Consider the following 24793-nt stretch of genomic DNA (forward strand, 5'->3'; position numbering starts at 1 on the left):
GCGGCCTCAACCGGCCTTGTTCTGGCTAAAGACGCGTCAGCTTCAGGACCGCGCTGCTGCGGTCGTAATGCATCGCTACGCCTAGCTCGGAGCATAGCGCATCCAGCGGAACCATGACCTTCCCGTTCCGCAGCTCCGGCGGAGTTCCGGTAAGGAGAACCTTCTTCCCATTCACGGTCAGAATCATCGGCGGCTCGAATTGCTTCAGCTGCTGGATGGACAGCTCTGGGGTTAGGGTCCGGTTCCCTTCATTGATCCGTGGAGCGTTCAGTGTGGTTCTGGAGCTCAGGCCCAGCCCGATATTGAATTTCAGACGGATGCCGAGTGAATCGCAGACTTCCAGCAGCTTGTCGTTATAGGAGCCGTAAGGGAAAGCGATAGCCGAATCGGTATTGCCCAATTCTTCTTTCAGCCTGCGCTCTGCATGAGCCAGGTCCCCGGTTACTCTTCTGTAGTATTCTTCATTCAGTTCATTCCGGTTCTCATCATGAATGTACAGCAGGGAGCTCGCCGCCGGTCGGGTGCCGCCCTCTGCATCGACTTCGGCGTAATAATGCAGATTATACGTATGATTATAAAAGCCCATTCCGGCGCGCTTCATCTCCCGCATCTGCTCCCAGGTCAGCTTGGGCACCTGACGCTTACTAGTGTTGTCTACATCAGAGACAATGATGAAGTTCACTGCGGTGTAGCCGTACTTTTGCAGAATGGGAAACGCCAGCTTGTAAAAGCTCTCATAGCCGTCATCGAACGTCAATAGAACCGCATTATCGGGAACCGGCGCGCGGTCCAGCATGAATTCCCGGTACTGCTTCATCGTAATGACATGGAAGCCCTCCTGCATCAGGAGCTGCATCTGCTCATCGAACTGTGCTGCGGGTAATACGCCGGGATAGAGCATTAACGGGTCTTTCGTCAGATGGTGATACATGAGTACCGCCACATGATCCTTATAGTACACACCCTTGGGGAGCGGCGTCTCCTTCTCCCAGCCGATACGTGCATTCAGAATCCGTTCAGCGATGTCTTTATCCAGCATTAGCTTATGGTCCGCTGTCAGTGCATAGGCATCTGTCTTGAATTCGACTCCCTCAAGGCCGGTAATACTCAGCTTAGTCATCGCTTTATGTATAAAAGGCACAGGCAGGAAGACCAGCAGCAGTAACAAGATGAGGATATAACGTTGTTGTGGTTTGTGCAGGTTCAGTTTCAATGTACGATTCTCCCCATCTCCCGAATATTAAGATAATAATAAACCTATAACGTCTGCCAAGACAAAAATGTGACAGGATCTTAACTAAGCGATGTGGTTTTTGTAAGGTCTGTGGTGGTAATTAGAAATATAGTAATATCAATATATTAACAATTTGCCGATTAGCAGATACTGGGGGGCGGCTATGGAGGATTTCAGAGATCGGATGAGGGCTGTGCAGCAGCAGCAGGACGGGCTTTTGAAGGAATACCAGTCTTTGATTGAAGAATACGAGAGCAGTGATCTCGTCCGTGAGAACGAAGTGTTAAGAACGGAAAATGGGGCAAACAGGCAGAGCCTGGCGGAGCTGAAGGCTCAGGCTGCGAGGCTTGAGCGCGATAACTCGGAGCTGCGGACTGCGCTGGCGGAGCAGATTCTGGATGAGAAGCTGGGCATTCTGCGGGTATCGCGGCAGAAGCTGCAGACTTATTTTGCCTCCCGGGATCATGCGTATCTCGACCGGCTGACGTCCTTCGAGCAGGACGCCAAGCGGCGAATAGAGGAGATGTACAGTATCGGGGCACGCGAGCTGGGCCAGGAGAAGTCCCAGATCACATATATTCTGGATGAGGTACAGGCGAAGCTGAATGAGAGTATCCTGCTGCGCAGACAATGGCAGCGGGAGGCAGAGCGTTCGCTCAGGGGGACGATGGACAGCGGTCTGGATGATTTGGCTGCTGAAGGGGTTGATGAGGAGATCCTGCAGCGCCGCCGCAAGCAGAACCGGATCGAAATGAAGATCGGCCTGAACTGGATCAACCGCCTGGGGATTCTGCTGCTAATCCTGGCTGTGGGCGCCGGGTTCAGATACACCTACTCCACCTGGTTCAATGATTATATGAAGGGCAGCGCCTTCTTCCTGCTGGGGGCAGTCATGCTGGCGGGCGGGGAGTGGCTGTTCCGCAAGGGGCGGGGAGCCTTCGCACTGGGGCTGATTGGCGGCGGGGTGTCGGTGCTGTACGGCTCGATATTTTACAGTTATTTTCTGCTGGAGATTATCGGGTTATGGGCCGGGATCGGCCTGTCGGTGCTGGTCACGCTGTCCGCTGTGCTGCTGTCGCTGCGCTATGAGTCACGGACGATCTGTTCCATGGGGCTTGTAGGGGGCTATCTGCCGCTCTTCTCTTATATTGGAGCCTTCGGGCTGGAGGGGAGTGCGGTGTACGCGGCTATGGGATATCTGTTCGTGCTGAACCTGCTGATTCTGCTGATCTCTCTGCGCAAGCGCTGGGTGGTTGTCAATTACATCAGCTTCCTGTTCAATACGCCGTCTATCCTGCTGCTGATTTATCTGGCGGATAGCTATGCTGCGGGCATTCTCTGCGCTGTGCTAACCTTCGCCATGTATCTGGGGATTACACTCTGGTATCCGTTCAAATTCAAGACGAAGCTGAACTGGCTGGACTTCGGCCTGCTGGGCTGTAACACGCTCGTTAGCTGCATAACGCTGTATCTTCTGTTCCTGAATGCCGGTCTGGATGAATTCAAAGGCGCGCTGGCGCTGGCCTTCTGCCTGATGTATCTGGGGCTTGGCGTGGTGCTGGAGAAGCAGATGCCGCAGGAACGCGAGAGCCGTCTGCTGTTCTATGTTACCTCACTGACCTTCGCCATTCTGATGATTCCGTTCCAGCTGGGAGCGGCCTGGTGGTCGATTGGCTGGCTGGTGGAAGGCGTGGCGCTTACAGTCTACGGACATCTGTACCGCTTCAAAATGGCAGAACGCGCAGGCTGGGGTATCCTTTCCCTCTGTCTGCTGACCTTCTTCGGATTCGACGTTCTGCTGCAGCTCTCGGATTATAATGCGGTCATCTACTACACGAACTCTTATTTCGATCTGAAATATACATTTATTACGGCGGGAATGATCATTGTAGCCTTAATGTATGCCATCCGTTATTCGAATCAGGAGACGCTGCTCCGCAGCACGCCTGCGGAGGTGCAGGCTACCGTCTGGTTCAAATATGCGGCTATCGTCAACTTCTACGGGTATGTGGTGTATGAAGCATTACGCCTGTACGACCGGATGGTGCCGGAGGATATGGCGCACAATGCCTTTTACAAGCTGCTGCTGGCGGGTCTCTTAACCTCTGGACTCGCTTATGCGCTGCCGAAGGTGAGCGTTCTGTATGACAGGGTGGTCGGCATCATGGTCCTGGTGTTGCACGGGATCGCCTATGCAGTCTGTATTGGCATCACACTGGGTCTGCCCAGTCTTCCGGAAGGCTGGTCCCGCAGCACAGCTGCAGATATTGTGGTGCTGGGTCTGCTGATCCTGTTCAATGTGTTCGTGTGGTTCAGCAGTGCCAGGCTGCTGCGGACGACGCTGCTGCGCGATTACAAGAATATAGAGCTGTACCCGGTAGCTATGGGTATCTATCTGCTGGTGATGATTACGGCGTTCCTGGGGGTGCAGATGCAGGTGCGTGACGGCGGGCTGGCCTTCAGTCTGCTCTATCTGCTGCTGGCCGTGCTGTTCATTATGTACGGCTTCTGGAAAAGATATCTGTATATCCGCCGCTTCGGACTGGCACTGTCTCTGCTGGCAACCGGCAAGCTGCTGCTCTATGACTTGACCCTGCTGAACACTGGCAGCAAGATCATCGCGTACTTCAGTTTCGGACTCTGCCTGCTGGGGATATCCTACCTCTACCAGCGGATATCGGTCAGAATGGAGGAAGCTTATGCGCTTGCTGAGCAAGACAGGCCGGAGAGCTAGGGCAGCTGTGCTGCTCGCTGTATTGGGCGGACTCGTGCTGGGGCCCGGCGCTTTCCCGGCGCACAGTGCAGCAGCAGCATCCGGCGGAGCGGAGAAGACGGGCGGCGGGCAATGGAAGTTCTCGCGTGAAATCTCCGTCCCCGAGGCGGCTCCGTACTATGAATTGTATCTGGATGAAGCGGTGTACCGCTCGGCGGCAGAGGACTTGCGCGATCTGCGCATACAGGACAGCACCGGCGCTCCGGTTCCCTATTATAGGGAGAGCGGAGCAGAGACGGTGGAGGAGCATAGTGCGGTCTACTCCTCGGCTCTGATCCACAAGGCAGTGAAAGGAACGGATACTCTGCTGGATTATCAGATTAAGCCGCTTGCCGAGCATGTCGATATTCAGGGGAACCGTCTGGTGTTCGAATTGCCCGCAGAATCCTTCCTGAAGCATGTGGAGGTGTGGGGCGGCTATGACGGGCAGGCCTGGGAGAAGCTTGGTACAGGGGATCTGTATGCCACGAACGGGTTGAGTGCGGACAGCATTACGCTGGAGCGCAGCTACAAGTTCGGCTATTACCGGCTTGTAGTGAAGAACAACCCGGAGGGGCTGGAGTTCCCCGGCCTGACGCTGGTAGACAGCAGTCAGGAGTGGAGCACGGCTGCATTCATGCGGCAGAAATCGCCGCAGGCGGAGATTACGCAGGTGGAGAACCGGACCGAGATCCTTATAAGCAACACGGACCGGCTGAAGATTGGGAAGGTGATGCTCGGCAGCGCCGGGAATTTCCTGCGGCGTTATGAACTGTATGACAGTGCCGGGATCAAGCTCCCGGTCACCGGAAGCGGGGAGCTGTACCGGCTGGATTTCAAGGATACCCTGATCTCCCGGACGGAGATTCAGCCTGTGGCTCCAGCCTCTTCTGATTCCCTGCGGGTGGTTATCTACAATCTGGACGATGCCCCCATCTCCATCACGGACCTTAAGATCGAATATCTGGTAGACCGGCTTGTATTCGCGGGAGGGGAGAAGACTCCGTATTCCTTGCGCTATGGCAACGCGCTGGCAACCGCTCCTCAGTATGATATTATTAATTTCAAAGACCGGATCAGCGGGGAGAAGCTTGTGCAGGCTGCTCTTGGTGCAGAAGCCTTGGTACCGGTGACGGCAGCAGAGCCGCCCGGCACAAGCTGGTGGCTTCAGGGCCGCTGGGGCTTCAATGCCATTATTATTGCGGTCTCGCTGTTGCTTATTCTTATCGTAGCCCGCAAGCTGGGCCAGGCGAAATAAGAAAGGCTGATCCTGTTATATAAGATGGGCTGGAATCGCTAGACATGAACCCGCAGAAAGAAGGATTACCGCATGACCCTGATTATTATTGGTTCTATTCTGCTTGCCGTTGTTGCCGCTGCGTATCTTATCATGACCGTATATCCGGCGTTCGGGCGCAGGGCGGGAGAGCAGGAGAGGGCCCGTAACCTCGGCTCCGCCCATTACAGCAAGGGCAAATTTGCTTATCCGCAGACTGCGGACCTGAGCGGTGAGAAGGCCGGAAGCAGCGGACTCTCCATTCTGAAGGACTTCATTAAGGGCAACCCCCACTCCAGACCCGCTGAGCCTCTTCAGCCGCAGCCGCTGTTACCGTCCTCTATTGGAGCGGGCCGCGACACCCGGGTTACCTGGTTCGGGCATTCAGCAGTGCTGCTGGAGATGGACGGCTTGACCCTGTTCCTCGACCCTATGCTGGGCCGTGCGCCGTCCCCGTTTCCGTTCATCGGCGGCCGCCGCTACAGCAAGCTGCTTCCGCTGGAGGCTGCCCTTCTGCCGCAGCTGGATGCGGTTCTGCTCTCCCATGATCATTATGATCATCTGGACTATGGAACCATCCGCCAGCTGAAGGATAAGGTAGGACTGTTCATTGTACCGCTGGGTGTCGGCGCCCATTTGCGCCGCTGGGGGGTAGCCGCAGAGAAGATCCGCGAGCAGGACTGGGGCGACACACTTACCTATGAAGGGATTACCTTCACCTGCGCTCCGGCACGGCATTTCTCCGGGCGGAGTCTGCTGGACCGCAACACCACGCTGTGGTGCTCCTGGATTTTGGAGGGGGAGAAGACCAAGGTCTTCTTCAGCGGAGACAGCGGGTATGGTCCGCATTTTGCCGAGATCGGACGTAACCATGGACCCTTCGATCTTACGCTGATGGAATGCGGCCAATATGATCCGCGCTGGGCGGACATTCATATGCTGCCTGAACAGACTGTCGAGGCGCACATCGATGTGCAGGGAGGTCTGCTGATCCCCATCCATTGGGGCGCATTCACCCTGTCGATGCATGACTGGACTGATCCGGCAGAACGGATCTCGGCTGCTGCGGCGCTGAGAGGGGTACGGCTGGCCACGCCGCGAATCGGGGAGACTGTAACCGCAGGGGCCGCCGGATATCCGGTTCTGCCCTGGTGGAGATGAGGCTGCCCGCCTGAAGGGGACTTGTGGTACAATCAGGGTTCATAGATACCAAGGAGCTGACGAACGAAGATGAGTAATGAAGTGAATGAGCAGGAACTGGTGGAGGTATTGTCTGCACAGACGAAGGTGGCTCCGGCCGTTATCCGGCTGGTGCTGAAGCATGAGCAGACGTTCATTAATAAGGCCAAGGCCAATGCCAAAGGCGAGGTTGATATCGATAATGATGATCTGGTCGACTATGTGACTGCACAGCGTGATGTGAAGCTGGACGAGCTGACGGTGGAGACCATTCTGGATGCAGAAATGGATTACCTGATGGACAAGGGACTGGCCGGATATATTGACTGAAGCCTTAGCCGGTGGTGCGCGGCTGATCCCCCAAAGCCGTGCGCCTGGCATAGGTTCTCTAAAATTTAAAATTTATTTTGTATTATTGGCAGTAACCCTTTGCATTTGGGAAAATAGTGTGCTACAATGAAGTCAATCATAAATTTAACCCTTAATTCACATATTGTAAAAGGTTAGCATTTGTGTATGAAGCCTTTTCCAATGTGTGAATTTTTATTTGTTCGTACAATACGTAGGAATAAAAGGACATGTGTTAAATAAACTTTGGAGGTAATATCATGCAAACAGGTACAGTAAAATGGTTCAACGCAGACAAAGGTTTCGGTTTTATCGAGGTTGAAGGCGGAAGCGACGTATTCGTACACTTCTCCGCAATCACTGGCGAAGGCTTCAAGTCTTTGGACGAAGGCCAACGCGTTGAGTTCAACGTAACTCAAGGCGCTCGTGGACCACAGGCTGAGAACGTTGTAAAACTGTAATTCCACAAATAAGCTGCCCTTAACACCAGTTGAGGGTAGTTTTTTTTATGACCATGTAGTAGAGAACAAGCTTCCGTTCTGCCATAACAGTCCGTAGGACGCACTAACTAAGCTATTAGGAGGGGTACTTATGTATTTTCGTAAAAAAGCGATGGTAGATCTTCCGCAGGAAGAGACAGCTATCTGGTCCTGCACCAAGGAAGAATGTACCGGATGGATACGCGACAACTTTGCCTTCCAACATGTGCCTACCTGCTGGCAATGTAATTCGCCCATGACCCGGAGCATGAAGCTGCTGCCTACGCTCGTTAATAAGAATTTGGACGCGAAGGCTATTAAGAAGAGCGTTACTATCCGCTAAGCTGCCGCTCTTTGACCGGTTTATACGGAATTAGAGGAGAGTAACCCTATACAGCTGTCCGTTCCTTGCCCGCAATGGGCTATTTTTTTTGGATTGACAATAATGGCAAATACAGGGATGATGTAGCTATGAGAAAATATTTTCTGCTTCTGACGCTCCTTGCGGTTGCCTTGAATGCAGCGGGGATTTTTTATCATAAGCCTCTGCTTAACATCATTGCGATTGGTATAATTCTGATCTTGATTCCGCTGGATATTTATCTGGAGCCGACCCGCCGCAAAATAATGAGCTACTGCATCGGCGCGGTATTGCTGGTTCTGCTGTGGGCAGCCCTGCACTTCGAATGGATCACTCCGTTAATGTTCATCTAAGTAGTCTTCTGTGTTAGCCCTTAGGGCAGCTCCTCGAAGCGGGAGAACTGTGCTAAGGGTTTTTTGTTGCTGGTATCCGCGGGGACCTCAGGTCCGTCTCTCGCCTGCGGGCAATGATTTATCTTGACAAAACTCCCGGGGTTTGGAGAATAGAGTTGGAAACGCTGCCAACGAAAGAAGGAATTCTGATGCTTCAGAGGTTCAGAGAGCTCAACACACTGCGCAATCAGATATTCATCGGTTTTTTGCTGGTGATGCTCATTATTATTCTGGTGTCCGGAGCATTTGTGTATGACCGTGTCTCTATTCTGCTCAAAAATAATGCAGAGCGGCACATCCAGCAGACGGCGGTTCAGGCCAACGGAAGGCTGGATGCGCTGACTGGCCAGATTGACGGTCTGATGGAGCAGGTGGCCAATCATCCTACCGTTCAACAGCTGCTGCTGGAGGAGCTGAACGGCAATGAGGTGTCCTTCAATCAGCGCCAGTCGCTGCTGCAGATTGTCTCCAGCTATCAGGCGTACATGCCGAGCGTAGGCTCACTGGAGCTATATACCGCTGATTACAGGCTGCTGTTCCCGATTAAGGAAGGAAGCCTGGAGAGCAGAATTAACGAGCAGCATATCAGTGAGGCTAATGCCCAGAAGGGGCGGCTGGTCTGGATCGGCGTTGATCCGCATGATGAACAGAGCCTGCTGGCGATCCGCCAGGTCAGCCTGATGGACCGCTGGTTCTCGCGGGGCGGCTACCTGATGGCCCGCATCCAGCGCAGCTACTTCCAGCTCGACGATCCGTTCTCCGGCAGTGACAGCGGAGAGTCTGTGCTGCTCGTGAATGATGAAGGACAGCTCCTCGGGAGCAGCGGAACGCCGCAGGAGGATCTGCTGCCACTGCTGGAGAGCGGGGATCAGACGGTGAGCTTCCGGGGCAAGGAGTATGTGCAGGTCAAGCTGCGCTCGGACAAGACCTCCTGGACGCTGCTGGTGCTGACACCTGTCAGCTATGTCACCAAGGGACTGTCCGTGCTGCGGACGGTGCTGCTGGTGTCAGGCGGAATCGGAACCCTGCTGTTCCTGATTATATCCTTTCTGTTGTCAACAATGATTACCCGGCCGATTATTCACCTGATCCGGGCGATGCGCAAATCCCGCATGGGAGTGCTGACCCCCAACTCGCAGAAGGTATCTACCATGGAACTCCGGGAGCTGAATAATACCTACAACGGTATGGTGGCTAATATTAATGATTTGATCAGGGTGGTCTATGAGAAGGAGGTCCTGCAGAGCCGGACCGAGCTGAAAGCCTTGCAGGCGCAGATCAATCCCCATTTCCTGTTCAATACACTGGAGGCCTTCAACTGGTCGCTGGAGGAGAAGGGGGAGGAGGAGCTGGCGGGATTAGTGGTCATGATGTCCAGGCTCTTCCGCTACATTATGGGCAGCCCGAACAACAAGGATGAATGGGTCGCGCTGAGTGAAGAGGTGGAGCAGATCAGGCGGTATCTGCGGATTATGGAGATGCGGATGGGAGAGCGGCTGTCCTGGGACATCAGGCTTGACCCGCATGAGGCTGCTGTACCGGTACCCAAGCTGCTGATTCAGCCGATTGTCGAGAACGCCATTCTCCATGGCGTGGAGAGCCGAGTCGGCAAGGGTGTGATTGAAGTCATAATCACCCCCTCCTCCCGCAAGGGGTGGACCTCAGTTGAGGTGTCGGACAACGGGCCGGGTATGGATGAGGCCACGCTGCTGGCGCTGCGAGATGCACTGGATGGCGGGCCGCCGGTCTCTGCCAAGGGCAGTGGAGTGGGGCTGGTGAATGTGCAGCGGCGGCTGAAGCTGTACTATGCGGAAGCGGGCATGAAGACGGAGGGGCTGATCGTAGAGAGCCGGCGGTCTGAGGGGACTGTAATAAGGTTTGAGATTCCAAGCAATGGAGGGGATACCTATGAGTCTGGGCAACAAGACGATTCTAATCGTAGATGATGAACCAAGAACGCGTCAGGGGATTAAGCAGACGCTGGAAGTATGGGCGGCAGGCAGGTATATCGTGGAGACCTGCGACAACGGGGTGGAAGCGCGTGAGCGGCTGCGGCAGGAGCGCGTCCACCTGCTGATCACAGATGTGCGCATGCCGGAGGTGAGCGGGCTGGATCTGATCCATTCGCTGCAGGAAGCTCCCCGGAAGCCGGTGATCATTGTCATCTCCGGCTATGCGGAGTTCGATTATGTGCAGCAGGCGATGCGGCTGGGGGCAGTCAATTATCTGCTGAAGCCGCTGGACAAGTCCGAGCTGCTGACAGTGGTCGAGGATGCGCTGAAGCGGGAGGAGGAGCAGCAGCGCCATGTGAAGCTGGAGAAGCTGGTGGATCACAAGCTGCTGGAGATTGACCCGGAGCAAGCCGGGATGGGGCAGCCGGTTAAGGAGGCAATTGCCTATGTGGAGCAGCATTTGCACGAACAGCTGACGATGGCTGAGGTAGCGGGGATGATTCACCTGAATGCCAGCTATTTCAGCGTGCTGTTCAAGGAGCAGGCCGGGGTCTCCTTCACGGAATATCTGTCCCGTCTGCGGATTCAGCGGGCGAAGGAGTTGTTGCTCCAGACCGCGCTGCCGGTCGGGGAGATTGGAGAGCGTGTAGGGTATCGGACGGATAAATACTTCATTAAGGTTTTCAAGTCCTTGGAGGCGATAAGCCCGAGCCGGTACCGTCAGCAGATGAAGGGCGGAGCACAGGAAATCCAATAAATGTGGTATTTTAGCCAATAAATGTGCCCTTATCTGCCTCGGAGTACGATGCTAGAATTTGAATGATAGCGATTACATGGATAATTACGGCCTTTTGCAATGTGAGATGGGGAGGCAATGGCAATGCGAAGGAATCACATGACCAAGGGGCTGCTCCTGGCCTGCATCTGGCTGCTTGTTCTGACAGGCTGCGGCTCTGCGGGAGACAATAATAGTGAGCTTGCAGCTACCGGTGCCTCTTCCCCCAAAATAACCATTCATATGATGCACATCTGGCCCGCCGGACTCTCCGCGCAGCAGTATAAGCTGGTCAGCCAGATTATCGCAGAATATGAGAAGGAGCATCCGGGTATTATCATCAGGCAGGATGTGCTGGAGAATGAGCAGTATAAAAGCAAGCTCAAGGTGCTCTCCGCTTCCAATGACCTTCCCGATGTGGGCATAACCTGGGCAGCCGGCTTCATGGAGCCTTATGTAAGAGGCGGATTATTCGCTCCGCTGGATGACATCCTGCATGGCGGGCAGCTTAAGGATAAGTTCCTGAAGAGCACTACAGAGTCTTATGTTGTCGATAACAAGACCTATGCGCTGCCTCTGGAGATGAACATCTCACCGATCTTTTATAATAAAGAGATCTTCGCCCAATATAATCTTCAGGTGCCTTCAACGTATGAGGAGTTCAAGGCAGTTGTGAGAGCGCTCTCCAGTCATGGTGTGCCTCCGGTGGGGCTGGGCAATAAGGACCGGTGGACAGGCTCGCTCTGGTATATGTATCTGGCGGACCGTATTGCCGGAAGTGAGACGCTCAAGCGGGCAACGAAGGGGATGGGCTATTTCGATGATCCCGGACTGGTGCAGGCTGCGGCGGAAGTGCAGAACCTCGTCGATATGAACGCCTTCAACAACGGCTTCAACGGCTTGTCGTATGATGAGGGCAAATCGGAATTCATGGAAGAAAAGGCGGCCATGTACCTGACCGGTACCTGGGAGCTGCCCAACTTCACGACCAACCCGGAGATTCCGCAGGCCTTCAAGGACAAGGTCGGCTTCTTCAAATTCCCTACAGTGGAAGGCGGGAAGGGGAATTCGGGGGACTGGGTAGGCGGTCCGGGTGTCGGACTGTTCGTAGCGGAATCGTCGAGGGTGAAGGAGGAGGCCAAGGCTTTTGTCGAATACTTCGTCTTCAAATGGGGCGAGGCTTCAGTGACCAGCGCGGGGGTGATTCCGGCGACCAAGGTCGATACCACGAATGAGGAGCTGCCGCAGCTATACGTGGATCTGCTGAATGAATTGAACAATGCCAGCAGTATTACCCTGTTCGCGGATGTGCAGATGAAGCCGAATGCTGCCCAGGTCCATCTGGATATGATCCAGGCGCTGTTCGGCAAAGCAGTCACGCCGGAGCAGTTCGCAGCCAGACATAAGGTTGCAGTAGCCAAGGGGAACTGAGCATGGGACAAGCTTACGACAAAGGGATGCTAATCAGCCGTATTTCCGGTGGCTGATTAGCATCCCTTATTTGTGTGCGAGCCGGCCTGAGGGGCTGCCGCAGAGTTAGTGCGCCGGAGCTGCCGGGGCGGCTTCCGGCGGTTCGTGCTGGATCAGGCCATGCTTCTCCCAGGCCCTGCTCTTCCAGCGGAAGTACATAATGACGGCCCGCACCCATTCGTCGAACGCTGTGGCCAGCCATACCCCGGCGAGACCCAGATCAAGTGTGAACACCAGGAAGTAGCCCAGCGGCAGACTCATGCACACCATGGAAATCATGCCCATGTAGACCGGGAACTTGGCATCGCCCGACGCGCGCAGCGAGTTGATAATGACCAGATTGCAGGTCCGTCCGGTCTCCAGGAAGAAGCTGAGCAGGATGACCTGGGCGCCCATGGCGATAATCAGCTCATTATCCGTGAACAGGCCCAGCAGCGGCTTGCGGAACAGAATGACGATCAGATCCATGAGGACTGTGACCAGCAGCGCCCACTTCACACTCGTGAACACCCGTGAGTAAGCCTCCTGCGTCCGTTTTGCACCTACAAGATGCCCGACAATAATTGAGGTCCCCATTGCTACCGCTACGCTGAACAGGAAGATGTAGTTCGAGATATTAACCGCATACTGGCGGGTTGCCATGGCCTCGGCCCCCAAATAGGTGATGTACAGGGTGAAGACGAGCTGGCAGCACTGGTACATTACCGATTCGAAGGCGGACGGAATACCGATTTTGAGAATCTGCAGCACGTATTTCTTGGAGAGGTGAACGTAATAGCTCCATTTCACGCGTACCTCCATAATGCGGTAGAGCAGCAGGAAGAAGATCAAGAGAGCGATGGAGCGGCTGATCACAGTTGACACGGCCGCACCCTCCACGCCGAGCGCAGGCAGCCCGAAATGGCCGAAGATCAGCAGATAGTTGCCGCCGACATGGATAACGTTCATCAGCAGCGATACCGCCATCGTCTGCTTGGTGAAGCCGTGGGTCCGGATGGTGGCGGCCAGCGCGTTGATGAGGGCCTGCAGGAAGATCGCGCCTCCGACAATGTTGATATACGAGCGGGCGTAGGCGAGAATGTCACCCTTCACGTTCAGCGCCTGCAGCAGATGGCCTCCGAGCAGCAGCATGACTGTGCTGAGTATAATCCCTACCGCAAGATTCAGGGTAACTGCATTGCCGATCACTCTGGCGGCTTCTTTGGGCTGCTTGGAGCCGAGGTATTGCGACACGACGATCGCCGCGCCGTTCCCGATGACACTAAGTGCCAGAATGGCTATGGCAATAATCTGATTGGCCGCTCCGACACCGGAGACCGCATCATCGGACACAGAGCTGATCATGAAGGTATCCATACTGCCCATGAGCATGAACAGGAACAGCTCCAGGAAGATCGGCCAGGTCAGCTTCATTAAGTTGAATGTTGCGGGCTTGCTTGTTTCCATCATACACCTTCTTATTAGGATTACTTATGGCTGTGAATCTTTGAATCAAATGTATGGTAGCACAGCTGTTGTGAAAATGCAGTAGGATTTCAGACATGTTGCCTGAAAATCCGCCTGCGCCGCCCAATAGTATCCTCCAGGTGACTACCTCACTTAAAAGTGCCTACTTCCCTAATCGGCAGTATATCCCTAAACTGAGAAGCAACACTTCCTAAAATAATTTACGGATAAGGAGAACTTACACATATGAAATTACAGTTAGCACTCGATCTGGTGGATATTGCCGGAGCCAAGGCGGTTGTTGCAGAGGTTGTCGAATCTATAGATATCGTTGAGATTGGAACACCGGTGGTTATTAATGAGGGGCTGCATGCGGTAAAGGCGATCAAGGAAGCTTTTCCGGCGCTTACGGTGCTGGCCGATCTCAAAATCATGGATGTCGGCGGATATGAGGTCATGAAGGCAGTGGAAGCAGGCGCGGGCATCGTGACAGTGCTGGGCGTGTCCGATGATTCGACGATCCGCGGTGCGGTGGAGGAAGCGAAGAAGACAGGTGCAGAGATCCTGGTCGATCTGATTAATGTGAAGGATCTCAAAGCCAGAGCCGCTGAAGTGGATGCGCTGGGTGTGGATTATGTCTGCGTGCATTCCGGCTATGACCATCAGGCTGAAGGCAAGAATTCCTTCGCGGATCTGAGAGATATTAAGAGCGTGGTTACCCGGGCCAAGACCGCAATTGCCGGCGGCATTAAGCTGAGTACGCTGCCTGAAGTGATTGCTGCGCAGCCTGATCTGGTAATCGTGGGCGGCGGCATTACCGGCGAAGCAGACATGAAAGGGGCTGCGGCGGAAATGAAGCGTCTTGTAAGCCAGGCTTAAGGCAGCCATGGACACGCAGCATTATGCACAGGAAATTGTGAAGGAGCTGGAAGGCTCCATCTCCGGGTTGAATGCCGGAGAAGGCGAGGCGCTGACGGAGCTGCTGCTGCGCGCAGGTCAGATCTTCGTGGCCGGTGCCGGGCGTTCCGGCCTGATGGGCCGGGCCTTCGCCATGCGGCTGATGCAGGCCGGGCGGACAGCTTATGTGGTCGGAGAGACAGTAACGCCGGGCATTGGCCCCGGCGATGTGCTTGTACTGGGTTCCGGCTCAGGCGAGACGAAGGGACTAGTCTCCATGGCTGAGAAAGCCAAGGCAATCGGAGCAGCTGTAGTCCTCGTAACCATTCAGCCGGATTCGACGATCGGACGTCTCGCAGATTATACAGTTAAGCTGCCTGGCGCTCCGAAGGAACGGCCGGACGGCGGCTATACTACGCTGCAGCCGATGGCCTCCTTGTTTGAACAGACGCTGCTTGTATTCTATGATGCAGTCATTCTGCGGATCATGGAGCAGACGGGGCAGACCTCCGGCCGGATGTTCGGCAAGCATGCCAATTTGGAATAGCATGCGATTTGGAATAGAATAGAGCTTGGAATACAATAAAGCTATCACACGGATGCTTTCCTTGACGGGAGGGCATCCTTTGCTGCCTATGTGCGGCCCATGATGGAATTGGTAGTATGATTTATAGCCGGAAGGGGGCTGGATCTTGGCAACTGAAATTAAAGACCGTATCAACCTGAAGGAGATCAACTGCGAGAAGGAGCTTACGCTCGCTGTGATCGGCGGCAAGTGGAAGCTGATTATTCTGTGGCACCTGGGTCTGGAAGGGACCAAGCGGTTCAGTGAATTGAAGAAGCTGATTCCCCATATCACCCAGAAAATGCTGACCAACCAGCTTCGCGAGCTGGAGGAGGATCAGCTGGTATTCAGGCAGGTATATGCGGAGGTTCCACCGCGGGTAGAATACTCCCTGACAGAGTATGGACATACGCTAATGCCGGTGCTGCGTATGATGTATGACTGGGGCAAGAATTACGGGGAGCAGGTGATCTGGAAAGATGCGCCTCACTGTGATAGATAGCAGCTGTAAACGAAGGCGCTATGTTTGTATTGTGCAAAATTAAGTTGTATACTAACATTCGTGAAGATTTAAATAAATGGAGGCTGGTAGGTATGCTGAAGACAGAATATAGCCCGCTGCTGGAGACGTTCAAATTCAAGAACGGGATTGAACTGAAGAACCGCGTGGTCATGGCGCCGATGACTAATTTCTCCTCCAATGAGGATGGAACCGTCTCCCGGCCGGAGCTGGATTATTATATCCGCCGTTCGGGCGGGGCGGGGATGGTTATTACCGCGTGTGTCTATGTCTCACGCGGCGGGAAGGGCTTCCCGGGCGAATTTGGAGCTGACCATGACGGGCTGATTCCAAGCCTGCGTGAGCTGGCGGAGGCCATCAAGGGCGAAGGAGCGAAGGCCGTGCTCCAGATCTTCCATGGCGGACGCCAATGCCCGCCGGAGCAGCTGGTTGACGGGCAGCCTGTCAGTGCAAGCGATGTGCCGGCTGAGCTGCCGGGCGGCGGACAGGGTACGGTTCCGCGCCCGCTGACAGACGAAGAGATTACCGGAATTATCGCTGATTTCGGTGAAGCGACGCGCCGGGCGATCGAGGCCGGCTTCGATGGCGTCGAGATTCACGGTGCGAACGGGTATCTGCTGCAGCAGTTCTTCTCGCCGCATTCCAACAGACGCGAAGACCGCTGGGGCGGGGATCTGCAGAAGCGACTCGCCTTCCCGCTGGCCGTTCTGCGCAGTGTCAAGGCTGCGGTGAAGCAGCATGCAGAGGGTGCATTCCTCGTAGGCTACCGCTTCTCGCCTGAAGAGCCGGAGACGCCGGGGATTACGATGGCGGAGACCTTTGCCCTAATCGATGCACTGACAGCGGAAGGGCTGGATTACCTGCATGCCTCCCTTATGGAGCTGTGGTCGCTGCCGCACCGGGGAACGGAGGACAGCCGTCCGCGCATTGAGCAGATCGTAGACCGGGCGGGAGGCAAGGCTCCGGTAATTGGCGTAGGCTCGCTCTACTCTGCCGCCGATGCCCTGAAGAGTCTGGACAGCGGCATCAGCCTGGTGGCCCTGGGCCGCCCGCTGCTGATTGAACCGGACTGGGTGCAGAAGCTGGCCGGGGGCCGGGCCGATGAGATTAAGACAGAGCTTGATCCGAACGCCCAGACAGAGCTTGTGATCCCGGATTACCTCTGGGGAGCACTGGTGAACACGCCGGGCTGGCTGCCGGTTAAGCAATAAAGTAACAGACGGATAACGGTCTGTGACCAAAGCAATAGAAGAACCCCGTGCGCCCCTGTTTCCAGGGCAGCACGGGGTTTTTGCTGTTTTTAATATAATCTTATTTACGCTTTCTGCTCCGCCAGACGGGCAATCTCAACGATAACCTGTACAGCCTTCAGCATTACGTCAACAGAGGCGTATTCAAATTTGCCGTGGAAATTCTCGCCTCCGGTGAATATATTCGGTGTAGGCAGCCCCATATAAGAGAGCTGTGAGCCGTCAGTCCCTCCGCGGATTGGACGGATAACCGGCGTGATTCCCAGACCCTCCATCGCTTCCCGGGCGATATCGACGATATGCCGGACGGGCTCGATTTTCTCACGCATATTATAGTATTGGTCATTCATCTCCAGCACGATGTTGTCCGCTCCGTACGTAGATTTGAATTCCTCCACAATCGCAGCGATATTCGATTTGCGGTTCTCGAAGCTGTCGCGGTCAAAATCACGGATAATGTAATGCAGCTTGCTGTGTTCGGCACTGCCTTGCATGGAGATCAGGTGGTAGAACCCCTCGTAGCCGTCTGTGAACTCCGGGGCTTCACCGGCGGGCAGGCGGAGATGGAAGGCCATGGCGATTTTGGACGAGTGGATCATCTTACCCTTGGCTGTACCGGGATGTACGTTGACTCCGTGGAAGCTGATTTTGGCGGCGGCAGCATTGAAGCTCTCGTATTCCAGCTCGCCGAGCGGGCCTCCGTCCACGGTATAGGCATAGGAAGCGCCGAAGGCGGCAACGTCGAACTTATGCGGGCCGCGGCCAATTTCTTCATCGGGGGTAAAAGCGACCCGGATCTTGCCATGCTTAATCTCCGGATGCGCCAGCAGATAGGCCATAGCCGTCATGATCTCAGCGATGCCCGCCTTGTTGTCCGCCCCCAGCAGGGTGGTGCCGTCGGTCGTAATCAGCGTATGCCCCTTGTAACCGCTCAGCTCCGGGAAACTCTTCGTGGACATGATGATATTCTGCGTTTCATTCAGCACCAGATCCTGCCCGTCATAGTTCTCTACAATCTGCGGCTTCACATTCGTGCCGGTGAAATCTGTAGCGGTATCCAGATGGGCCAGGAAGCCGATTACCGGAACCTCTTTATCTGTGTTGGCGGGCAGCGAGGCCATGACATAGGCATGCTCGTCCACCGTAATCTCCGTCAGTCCCAGCTCCTGCAGCTCCTCTGCCAGCTTATGCGCCAGTACCATTTGGCCTGGAGTGGACGGGCAGGTCTCGCTGTCCTCATTCGACTGGGTATCCATTTCAGCATACGATACAAAACGTCTAATTAATTCTTCCTTCAATGCGGGTCATCTCCTCTTCAGCTTCGTATGTCTATATTATCACGATCCGGCCCGGGTCTCATACTTTAGGCGGATGATGAGGAGTGAGAGGGGGGATGCTGGCTGGGGACGGGGAGCGGGGGGCAAGTTGGAACGAGGAAGGCAGCAGGTAAGCGGAAGAAGGAGACGGGAACACAGGCTATGGTTGCTGCCCCGGCAGCTGGCTGGAGACGAGCTTGGCCGAGAGCAGGTAGCGGTCGGGCGCTGAGCCTACATAAGAGAACGGGTAACAGGTAATCAAGGTGAGAAGGGGATCTCTGCTGGGCTTAACCGCTCCCCGCGTATCTCCATCAACAATCCGGCTGCCGGTCACTTCATAGGTAAAAGTTCCATCTGCTGTCGCAAGCTCAAGCGTGTCTCCGGGCTCCAGCTCCCCGAGGCTGCGGAAGACAGTGTCACGATGTCCGGCCAGGACGCTGTTCCCGGAGGCACCCGGGGCGGCGCTTGCTTCATCATGTCCGGCACCCTGCTTAAGCTCCGCCCGTCCGGTTCCCTCCAGAATGGCGACCCGCTTCTTCAGCTTCGGAAAATAGATCTCCCCGATTACCTCTCCTGCTATATAAGCAGGTTTGTCGCCTTTTGGTGATTCTGCGCTGCTGACCATACCTTCAGGCAGTGGTATTTCTTCTTCGGAACTTACGGGATTCTGGGCTTCCTCCCTCTTTTTGTCCCAGATTCTCAGGGCTTCGCGGGCTTCGGCGGGCGCTTGGAGGATCTGGAAGGCGGAATACAGCATAACGCACACAGAGAGCAGGAAGATCAGCTTGACGGCTAAAGTGAACCCGCTGCGTATCTTCATGCTCTCTCCTCCTTACATCTACATAAAGTTACTTCTTCTGGCCCAGCCTGCGGAGCACAAGCACACTAATCATGGCGACAACCAGGCTGGCCGCAATCAGATTGTACCAAGGGCTGGCTGTGTCCGGCAGTCTGCCGTCTTCCTCCGGCCCGCCCAGCGGAAGCGTGTCGTCTGTGAGGTTGACCTCTTTCCCCGGTGAAGGGGCTGGTGTGCTGCCGGGTGCAGCGGCTCCGGAATCAGGAGTTGCGGACGGACGGTTGCCGCCGTCTTCCTCTCCTGCCCCTAGCGGAACAGGCTCTTCGCTTACGCTCACTCCATCCGGTTCTGCCGTAGCAGTTGCCGGTGCCTGTGATGGCGCTGCTGAGCTGCCAGGCGATGCACTGCCGGCCGGTGAGGCTGTAGGGACTGTTGTTGCAGCAGGCGGTGTACTGCCAGGGCTGCTGGAGGACCCGGGCGTTGACGTAGGCATAGGCGTTACTGTAGCTGTTGGCTCCTCTGTGGATTGCGGTGTAGAGGTCGGACTGGCTGTCGGCGCAGGCGCAGCAGTTGCCGTGAATTCAAAGGCCACGCTTACCGCCTTCTCCTGGAACTCGTTGCCTGCCTCCGGCGGGAACAGCACCTTCATTTCAATCGCTTCCTCTTCCCCTCCGGCAAGCGAGCCGATGCTCACTACCCCCGCGGCTTCGCTCATTACCCCTGAATAGAGGATTACTCCCTCTTTTTGCAGGGTCATTTGCAGAATATTGTACAGATCTGCGTCCCCGGAGCGGAACTGGAAGGCAACTGAATAATCGAACGGATCATTTCCGTCATTGATAATCTTATAATCCGCATCCATCGTATCTCCCGGCTGCATATTCTTCATAGTTGCCGTACTGGTTGTATGCGAGTTGACGGTGAGCTTGATCGTATCCTCAGCGCTGACCCCTCCGGCATGCCAGATTACACCTGCCAGAACGGCCAGAATATAAGCGCCAATTATGGATGTATGTCTCTTCTTCACTCTCCCCGCCCCTTCCTGTGCGGACCTTCGGCAGCCACCAGCCACAATCCGCCCCGGTTCGCGTTTCTAAATCATAGTTTGTCGAATAAAGTGGTTTCTTGAAGAACCACTATTAATTGAAGCAATAATATAAATAAGAACGAGTATGAGCGGGTCTGGATGAGCCTGAACGGGCGTGAACGGGGCGGAATGGTCAAAATGCGCTATCGTTCGTTATAACGAATGTTAACTACAGTATAATCTTAAATGGGTATAAAGAAAAACCGAAAAAGGGGTTTGAATTTAATGAATTTAGCTACTTTTTCTATTGAAATTAGATTTAAGTCCGAATACCTACGGATATCTCTTTATTTCTCTGTTTATTGCATTTTATTGTATGTTATAAAGAACATGGTGATTGCGGAAAACTCGTGGTTGCTGCACAAAAACAGCCCGTATAACTAACCTGCGGGGTTTGCGCAGGCCGTTGTACGGGCTGATTAATTCAATAAAATCGGCAGTATTACTTCTTCAACAGGTCGGCCACAAGCTCATACGAATGCAGGCGGGCAGAGTGATCATAGATCTGTGAAGCGATAATCCACTCATCGGCATGGGTCTCTTCAAGAATCTGGAGCAGCCGTTCTTCGATCAGGGCCTGGTCGCCCGCAATGGAGTATTGCTGTTTGCTCATGAGCAGCGCCTTCTCCTGGGAGGTCCAAATTCCGTCCAGACTGTCTACAGGCGGCTGGAGCTTGCCGGTGCGGCCACGGATAATGTTAAGGAATTGCTGCTGCTGGGAAGTGGCAAGTCTGCGCGCTTCTTCTACCGTATCCGCTGCCGTAATTCCCAAGCCCACCATAACATAAGGCTTGTCGAGTACAGCTGAAGGCTTGAAGCTGGTACGGTACAGGTGCAGGGCCGGAAGCAGATAATCCGGTGCGAAGTGGCTGGCAAAAGCAAAAGGCAGACCCAGCTGGCCCGCAAGCTGGGCGCTGAAGCCGCTGGAGCCGAGCAGCCAGATCGGGATGTTCAGCCCTTCACCGGGCACGGCGCGGACACCGGCCGGACGGGAGCCTGATCCTTCGGGGTCGAAATATGCCCGCAGCTCGCTAAGCTGCTCGGGGAATTCACTGCCATCGCTGCCGAGGCCGCGGCGCAGTGCTCTGGCTGCCGCCTGATCCGAGCCGGGGGCTCTGCCCAGACCCAGATCAATCCGTCCGGGATACAAGGATTCCAGCGTGCCGAATTGTTCTGCAATCATAAGCGGTGCGTGGTTGGAGAGCATGATGCCGCCTGAACCAACGCGGATGGTGTTAGTTCCGGCTGCCACATGTCCGATAACCACGGAGGTAGCGGAGCTGGCAATGCCGGTCATATTATGATGCTCTGCCAGCCAGTAGCGGTTATACCCCCACTTCTCAGCATGACGGGCCAAATCAAGGGTGTTATGAAAAGAATCCGCCGCCGTTCCGCCCTCCCGGATAGGGGCTAAATCCAGTACGGAGAATGGTATGTCGTGCAATTGCTTCACATGAATCCCTCCTATAGTAGATGCATTCCGCATCAGTAGCATTATTTGCAGCCATGAATCAATATACCCGCCAATTATAACATGAAATAATATAATTTACACACTTTAAGTAAGCGGCATGACGGGGAGAGGGAACTTGAAGGGGGAAAGGTACAGTTACTGAAGGGATGAATTTGGAGTATTTGGACTGAATTTGGACAGTTATAACCGTAAAGCAAGGGCTCCGCAGGCAAAAATGTAAGCGCATAACAATTTGCTTGCCAATTTAAGGGAGCCTTGCTATAATCGCTTTGAAAAGCTTTTCTAACTTAAGCGGCAAGGCCAACCCTGGTAAGGAGGGCACACGTTTCGGGCTAAAAGAATAAGAAGGAAGTCAGACTATGAAGCCAACAATCAGAGATGTCGCCAAGATGGCCGGAGTATCCATCAGCACTGTGTCCCGTGTAATGAATGCCCCGGATACGGTCGTGGAGAGCAAGCGCAGCCGGGTCATCGAAGCGATAGAAGCGCTCAAGTATCAGCCTAATGCATTCGCACGGGGGTTAATTTACAGGAAATCATTCACTCTTGGGCTACTCATTCCTGATATTGAGAACCTGTATTTCGCAGGGGTGATCCGGGGAATGCAGGATGCCTGCATTAAGCTCGGTTACAGTCTGATGATCTGCAATACAGACCGTGACAAGGAGCGGACATTGTCCTATATGGATACTTTTCATGAGAAGCAGGTGGATGGTGTTGTGTTCGCCAGTGATATTCTGCACCCTGAGTATTATGAGAAGCTTATAGGCTGCAGAATTCCATTCGTGCTGGTCTCCTCCCATTCCGATGAGTACGAGGTAGCGTCGGTCGAGGTGGATGATGAGAAGGCGGCGTATGATGCTGTGAAATTCCTGATTGAGCTGGGGCACCAAGAGATTGGGATGATCGGCTTCAATCATGATAATTCGGTGTCCGGGCCACCGCGGATGGCGGGGTTCGTGAGAGCCCTGAGCGAATCGGGGCTGGAGCGTAATATCGGCAAAATCAAGTACGCTAACCACCGCTTTGAGCAGGCCTATCAGGCAACGCACGAGCTGTTCACTGAATATCCGGAATTAACGGCTGTATTCTGTGTAGCGGATGAGTTCGCCATGGGAACGATCTCTTACTTAAAGGACCGCAATATTCTGGTTCCCGGGCAAGTGTCGGTCATCGGCTTCGACAATCTGCGGATGTCGGGGATGTTCATTCCGAAGCTGACAACCATCGCACAGCCTATCTATCAGCTGGGGTACCGGGCAGCCGAGAAGCTGCATGAATTGCTGACTACGGGCAAGGTGGCTGTCATGAAAGAGAAGATGGAGCATAAGCTAATCGTAAGAGAATCCTCGCGTGAGAAATGAGATGTAAGTTCCTGCGGGCTGAAGCACGGCTGCCTGGGGATAGGGCAGCACGGTTTCTTCGCATTATTCTGAAAAGCTTTTCAGAATAATGCGTTACAGGAATATGAGCTAATTGTTTCGGGACCGTTCCGGGAACCATTTCAGGAAACGTACCCACAGCAGAAGGTACTAACACACTATTGGAAGCGCATACATGTGAGTGTGATATGGAAAATATACGTTTGAATTAGCGGTTGTAATGGGTGTGGGTGCCTGTTGTCCGTGAATTTCGATAAGGGGGTGAGTTGCTGCGCTGCCGGAAGGAATTCCGGTAATGAAGCTGGCTTAATGCAATCTCTAAAAACAATTAAAGGGGATGTATGAAACAATGAAGAAAGCTCCAGCACGTAAACTGTCACTTGCGATGGTGCTGTGTCTATCCTTCACCATGATGCTCAGTGGCTGCGGCGGCAATAACAATGCTGCACCAACGCAGGCGCCGGCAGCTACAGAAGCGCCAACAACCGCACCTTCAGCAGATAACAACGCAGCAGCAACAGAGAGTCCGGATCCCGCTGCGGCAGGCAGTCCATTAGACTTGGCGATGAAGGGTGAATATAAAGGCACGAAGGTCACGATGTTCGGACCGTTCGTCGATGCGGACCAGGTGAAGTTCGAGAGCAGCATTAAGGAATTTGAAGAGAAGACCGGCATTGATATTCAATACGAAGGCTCCAAGGAATTCGAAGCCACGATTAATATCCGGGTCGATGGCGGCAATGCGCCGGATATCGCGGACTTCCCGCAGCCCGGTCTGCTGGCCTCCATTGCCAAGACAGGTAAGGTCATCGATCTGACCGGGGTGCTGGATCAGGCGAAGCTGACGGCTAATTACAATAAGAGCTGGCTGGATATGTCCACCATGGACGGCAAGGATGGCAAGATTATGGCCGGGATCTGGAACCGCAGCAACGTGAAGAGCCTGGTTTGGTATCCGAAGAAGCAATTTGACGAAGCGGGATATACGGTTCCGCAGACCTGGGATGAAATGATGGCCCTGACGGAGCAAATCGCCAAAGACGGTGATCCGGCCTGGGCAATCGGTATTGAGAGCGGCGCGGCAACCGGCTGGGCGGCAACCGACTGGGTAGAGAACATCATGCTGCGGACCACGACGCCTGAGAATTACGACAAGTGGGTAGCCGGGGAACTGCCGTTCACTTCTCCAGAAGTGAAGAATGCGGTAGAAGTGATGTCCAAGATCTGGCTGAACAAGGATTATGTCTACGGCGGTGCTAAATCCATTGTCACTACTGCCTTCGGCGATGCTCCGAAGCCGATGTTCGAGAATCCGCCCAAAGCCTGGTTCAACCTGATGGGGAACTTCATTACCAGCTTCTTCCCGGAAACGGCCAAGGTGGATACAGACTATGACTGGTTCTATCTTCCGCCGATTGATGAGCAGTACGGCAAGCCGGTCCTGGTGGCAGGCGACATCTACGCTATGTTCAATGACCGCCCTGAAGTACGCGCTGTAATGGAGTTCTTCACTACTGGCGAATCGATCAAAAGCTGGGTGCAATCCGGCGGTGTCATTGCCCCGATGAATGATGCTTCCCTGGATTGGTACCAGTCCGAATCCGACCGCCGGATGGCGAAGCTGGTACAGGATGCTTCAACCCTGCGCTTCGATGGCTCGGACCTGATGCCGGGCAAGGTGGGTGCAGGTACCTTCTGGAAGGGCATGACTGACTATGTGAGCGGAACCGCTACGCTGGATCAGGCCCTGGAGCAGATTCAGTCAGGCTGGAAGAACTAAGAACCAGGCAGCATGGGACTTAGACGCCAAGAGGTTGAAGGGGCGGTCTTGAGCAATCAGGC

Annotated in this window: 22 protein-coding genes; 16 read left to right on the plus strand and 6 right to left on the minus strand. The window is 54.5% G+C overall.

The window, feature by feature from the left end; genetic code table 11:
* Positions 1 to 25 precede the first annotated feature (25 nt).
* Complete coding sequence (locus tag NSS64_RS30280) at positions 26 to 1213, minus strand: polysaccharide deacetylase family protein (RefSeq protein ID WP_341142535.1); 1188 nt, start codon at positions 1211 to 1213, stop codon at positions 26 to 28.
* A gap of 184 nt (positions 1214 to 1397) precedes the next feature.
* Here NSS64_RS30280 and NSS64_RS30285 point away from each other — a divergent pair, with 184 nt between their 5' ends.
* The 10 genes from NSS64_RS30285 (at position 1398) to NSS64_RS30330 (ending at position 12179) form a co-directional block, all read left to right on the plus strand.
* Positions 1398 to 3968 (plus strand): DUF2339 domain-containing protein, encoded by a 2571-nt coding sequence (locus NSS64_RS30285; protein ID WP_341142536.1) that lies wholly within the window; start codon positions 1398 to 1400, stop codon positions 3966 to 3968.
* Positions 3934 to 5244 (plus strand): DUF3999 family protein, encoded by a 1311-nt coding sequence (locus tag NSS64_RS30290; protein ID WP_341142537.1) that lies wholly within the window; start codon positions 3934 to 3936, stop codon positions 5242 to 5244. Before NSS64_RS30285 ends, NSS64_RS30290 begins: the two co-directional genes overlap by 35 nt.
* A gap of 72 nt (positions 5245 to 5316) precedes the next feature.
* Positions 5317 to 6423, plus strand: coding sequence for an MBL fold metallo-hydrolase (locus NSS64_RS30295; RefSeq protein WP_341142538.1), 1107 nt, complete (start codon positions 5317 to 5319; stop codon positions 6421 to 6423).
* A 69-nt stretch (positions 6424 to 6492) separates the two neighbouring features.
* Positions 6493 to 6771, plus strand: coding sequence for a hypothetical protein (locus NSS64_RS30300; RefSeq protein WP_076074792.1), 279 nt, complete (start codon positions 6493 to 6495; stop codon positions 6769 to 6771).
* A gap of 278 nt (positions 6772 to 7049) precedes the next feature.
* Entirely contained in the window at positions 7050 to 7250 is a 201-nt protein-coding gene (locus tag NSS64_RS30305; protein WP_036722718.1) for a cold-shock protein, read from the plus strand.
* Between the two features lie 130 nt (positions 7251 to 7380).
* Positions 7381 to 7611, plus strand: a complete 231-nt coding sequence (locus tag NSS64_RS30310; protein WP_341142539.1) for a cold-shock protein — start codon at positions 7381 to 7383, stop codon at positions 7609 to 7611.
* Between the two features lie 128 nt (positions 7612 to 7739).
* On the plus strand, positions 7740 to 7982 hold the full coding sequence (locus tag NSS64_RS30315; protein ID WP_341142540.1) for a hypothetical protein: 243 nt from the start codon (positions 7740 to 7742) through the stop codon (positions 7980 to 7982).
* 188 nt (positions 7983 to 8170) lie between these two features.
* Positions 8171 to 9967: a cache domain-containing sensor histidine kinase gene (locus NSS64_RS30320; protein WP_341142919.1), complete on the plus strand. Its 1797-nt coding sequence runs from the start codon at positions 8171 to 8173 to the stop codon at positions 9965 to 9967.
* Entirely contained in the window at positions 9930 to 10730 is an 801-nt protein-coding gene (locus tag NSS64_RS30325; protein WP_036728093.1) for a response regulator transcription factor, read from the plus strand. Before NSS64_RS30320 ends, NSS64_RS30325 begins: the two co-directional genes overlap by 38 nt.
* Before the next feature lie 123 nt (positions 10731 to 10853).
* On the plus strand, positions 10854 to 12179 hold the full coding sequence (locus NSS64_RS30330; protein WP_341142541.1) for an extracellular solute-binding protein: 1326 nt from the start codon (positions 10854 to 10856) through the stop codon (positions 12177 to 12179).
* Positions 12180 to 12284: 105 nt separating this feature from the next.
* On the opposite strand, the gene NSS64_RS30335 is transcribed toward NSS64_RS30330, so the two are convergent.
* Positions 12285 to 13664, minus strand: coding sequence for an MATE family efflux transporter (locus NSS64_RS30335; RefSeq protein ID WP_341142542.1), 1380 nt, complete (start codon positions 13662 to 13664; stop codon positions 12285 to 12287).
* Between the two features lie 246 nt (positions 13665 to 13910).
* On the opposite strand from NSS64_RS30335, the gene hxlA reads away from it, so the two are divergent.
* The 4 genes from hxlA (at position 13911) to NSS64_RS30355 (ending at position 16857) form a co-directional block, all read left to right on the plus strand.
* On the plus strand, positions 13911 to 14543 hold the full coding sequence (gene hxlA, locus NSS64_RS30340) for a 3-hexulose-6-phosphate synthase (RefSeq protein WP_341142543.1): 633 nt from the start codon (positions 13911 to 13913) through the stop codon (positions 14541 to 14543).
* A 7-nt stretch (positions 14544 to 14550) separates the two neighbouring features.
* The gene (hxlB, locus tag NSS64_RS30345) at positions 14551 to 15108 is read left to right on the plus strand and encodes a 6-phospho-3-hexuloisomerase (protein ID WP_341142544.1); all 558 of its coding nucleotides are present in this window, start codon (positions 14551 to 14553) and stop codon (positions 15106 to 15108) included.
* Between the two features lie 145 nt (positions 15109 to 15253).
* Positions 15254 to 15628 carry a winged helix-turn-helix transcriptional regulator gene (locus NSS64_RS30350; RefSeq protein WP_340946324.1) on the plus strand — a complete coding sequence of 125 codons (375 nt, stop codon included), beginning with the start codon at positions 15254 to 15256 and terminating at the stop codon, positions 15626 to 15628.
* Between the two features lie 95 nt (positions 15629 to 15723).
* The gene (locus NSS64_RS30355; protein WP_445322089.1) at positions 15724 to 16857 is read left to right on the plus strand and encodes an NADH-dependent flavin oxidoreductase; all 1134 of its coding nucleotides are present in this window, start codon (positions 15724 to 15726) and stop codon (positions 16855 to 16857) included.
* A 104-nt stretch (positions 16858 to 16961) separates the two neighbouring features.
* Here the strand turns inward: NSS64_RS30355 and pepT are convergent, their stop codons facing one another.
* From pepT to NSS64_RS30375, 4 genes are all read right to left on the minus strand, one after another.
* Entirely contained in the window at positions 16962 to 18194 is a 1233-nt protein-coding gene (gene pepT / locus NSS64_RS30360) for a peptidase T (protein ID WP_341142545.1), read from the minus strand.
* A 178-nt stretch (positions 18195 to 18372) separates the two neighbouring features.
* Entirely contained in the window at positions 18373 to 19032 is a 660-nt protein-coding gene (locus tag NSS64_RS30365; RefSeq protein ID WP_341142546.1) for a sortase, read from the minus strand.
* Positions 19033 to 19060: 28 nt separating this feature from the next.
* Positions 19061 to 20035: a hypothetical protein gene (locus NSS64_RS30370; RefSeq protein WP_341142547.1), complete on the minus strand. Its 975-nt coding sequence runs from the start codon at positions 20033 to 20035 to the stop codon at positions 19061 to 19063.
* Between the two features lie 502 nt (positions 20036 to 20537).
* Positions 20538 to 21581: an LLM class flavin-dependent oxidoreductase gene (locus tag NSS64_RS30375; RefSeq protein WP_340946812.1), complete on the minus strand. Its 1044-nt coding sequence runs from the start codon at positions 21579 to 21581 to the stop codon at positions 20538 to 20540.
* A 347-nt stretch (positions 21582 to 21928) separates the two neighbouring features.
* Between NSS64_RS30375 and NSS64_RS30380 the strand changes: the two genes are divergently transcribed.
* Together NSS64_RS30380 and NSS64_RS30385 are read left to right on the plus strand one after the other, a co-directional pair.
* Positions 21929 to 22933, plus strand: coding sequence for a LacI family DNA-binding transcriptional regulator (locus NSS64_RS30380; protein ID WP_036728109.1), 1005 nt, complete (start codon positions 21929 to 21931; stop codon positions 22931 to 22933).
* Between the two features lie 367 nt (positions 22934 to 23300).
* On the plus strand, positions 23301 to 24731 hold the full coding sequence (locus NSS64_RS30385; RefSeq protein WP_341142548.1) for an ABC transporter substrate-binding protein: 1431 nt from the start codon (positions 23301 to 23303) through the stop codon (positions 24729 to 24731).
* The last annotated feature ends 62 nt before the right edge of the window (positions 24732 to 24793 follow it).

It is taken from the genome of Paenibacillus sp. FSL H8-0122, assembly GCF_038005345.1.
In the GTDB taxonomy this organism is placed as follows: domain Bacteria; phylum Bacillota; class Bacilli; order Paenibacillales; family Paenibacillaceae; genus Paenibacillus_AQ.

Excerpts from the sequence above, each read along its gene's own strand:
- NSS64_RS30330 (WP_341142541.1), top strand. The coding sequence starts at position 10,854 with ATGCGAAGGAATCACATGACCAAGGGGCTGCTCCTGGCCTGCATCTGG.
- NSS64_RS30320 (WP_341142919.1), top strand. The coding sequence starts at position 8,171 with ATGCTTCAGAGGTTCAGAGAGCTCAACACACTGCGCAATCAGATATTC.
- NSS64_RS30365 (WP_341142546.1), bottom strand. The coding sequence starts at position 19,032 with ATGAAGATACGCAGCGGGTTCACTTTAGCCGTCAAGCTGATCTTCCTG.
- NSS64_RS30385 (WP_341142548.1), top strand. The coding sequence starts at position 23,301 with ATGAAGAAAGCTCCAGCACGTAAACTGTCACTTGCGATGGTGCTGTGT.
- NSS64_RS30315 (WP_341142540.1), top strand. The coding sequence starts at position 7,740 with ATGAGAAAATATTTTCTGCTTCTGACGCTCCTTGCGGTTGCCTTGAAT.
- NSS64_RS30300 (WP_076074792.1), top strand. The coding sequence starts at position 6,493 with ATGAGTAATGAAGTGAATGAGCAGGAACTGGTGGAGGTATTGTCTGCA.
- NSS64_RS30335 (WP_341142542.1), bottom strand. The coding sequence starts at position 13,664 with ATGGAAACAAGCAAGCCCGCAACATTCAACTTAATGAAGCTGACCTGG.
- hxlA (WP_341142543.1), top strand. The coding sequence starts at position 13,911 with ATGAAATTACAGTTAGCACTCGATCTGGTGGATATTGCCGGAGCCAAG.
- NSS64_RS30290 (WP_341142537.1), top strand. The coding sequence starts at position 3,934 with ATGCGCTTGCTGAGCAAGACAGGCCGGAGAGCTAGGGCAGCTGTGCTG.
- hxlB (WP_341142544.1), top strand. The coding sequence starts at position 14,551 with ATGGACACGCAGCATTATGCACAGGAAATTGTGAAGGAGCTGGAAGGC.
- NSS64_RS30285 (WP_341142536.1), top strand. The coding sequence starts at position 1,398 with ATGGAGGATTTCAGAGATCGGATGAGGGCTGTGCAGCAGCAGCAGGAC.
- NSS64_RS30295 (WP_341142538.1), top strand. The coding sequence starts at position 5,317 with ATGACCCTGATTATTATTGGTTCTATTCTGCTTGCCGTTGTTGCCGCT.
- NSS64_RS30310 (WP_341142539.1), top strand. The coding sequence starts at position 7,381 with ATGTATTTTCGTAAAAAAGCGATGGTAGATCTTCCGCAGGAAGAGACA.
- NSS64_RS30325 (WP_036728093.1), top strand. The coding sequence starts at position 9,930 with ATGAGTCTGGGCAACAAGACGATTCTAATCGTAGATGATGAACCAAGA.
- NSS64_RS30305 (WP_036722718.1), top strand. The coding sequence starts at position 7,050 with ATGCAAACAGGTACAGTAAAATGGTTCAACGCAGACAAAGGTTTCGGT.
- NSS64_RS30375 (WP_340946812.1), bottom strand. The coding sequence starts at position 21,581 with ATGCGGAATGCATCTACTATAGGAGGGATTCATGTGAAGCAATTGCAC.
- NSS64_RS30380 (WP_036728109.1), top strand. The coding sequence starts at position 21,929 with ATGAAGCCAACAATCAGAGATGTCGCCAAGATGGCCGGAGTATCCATC.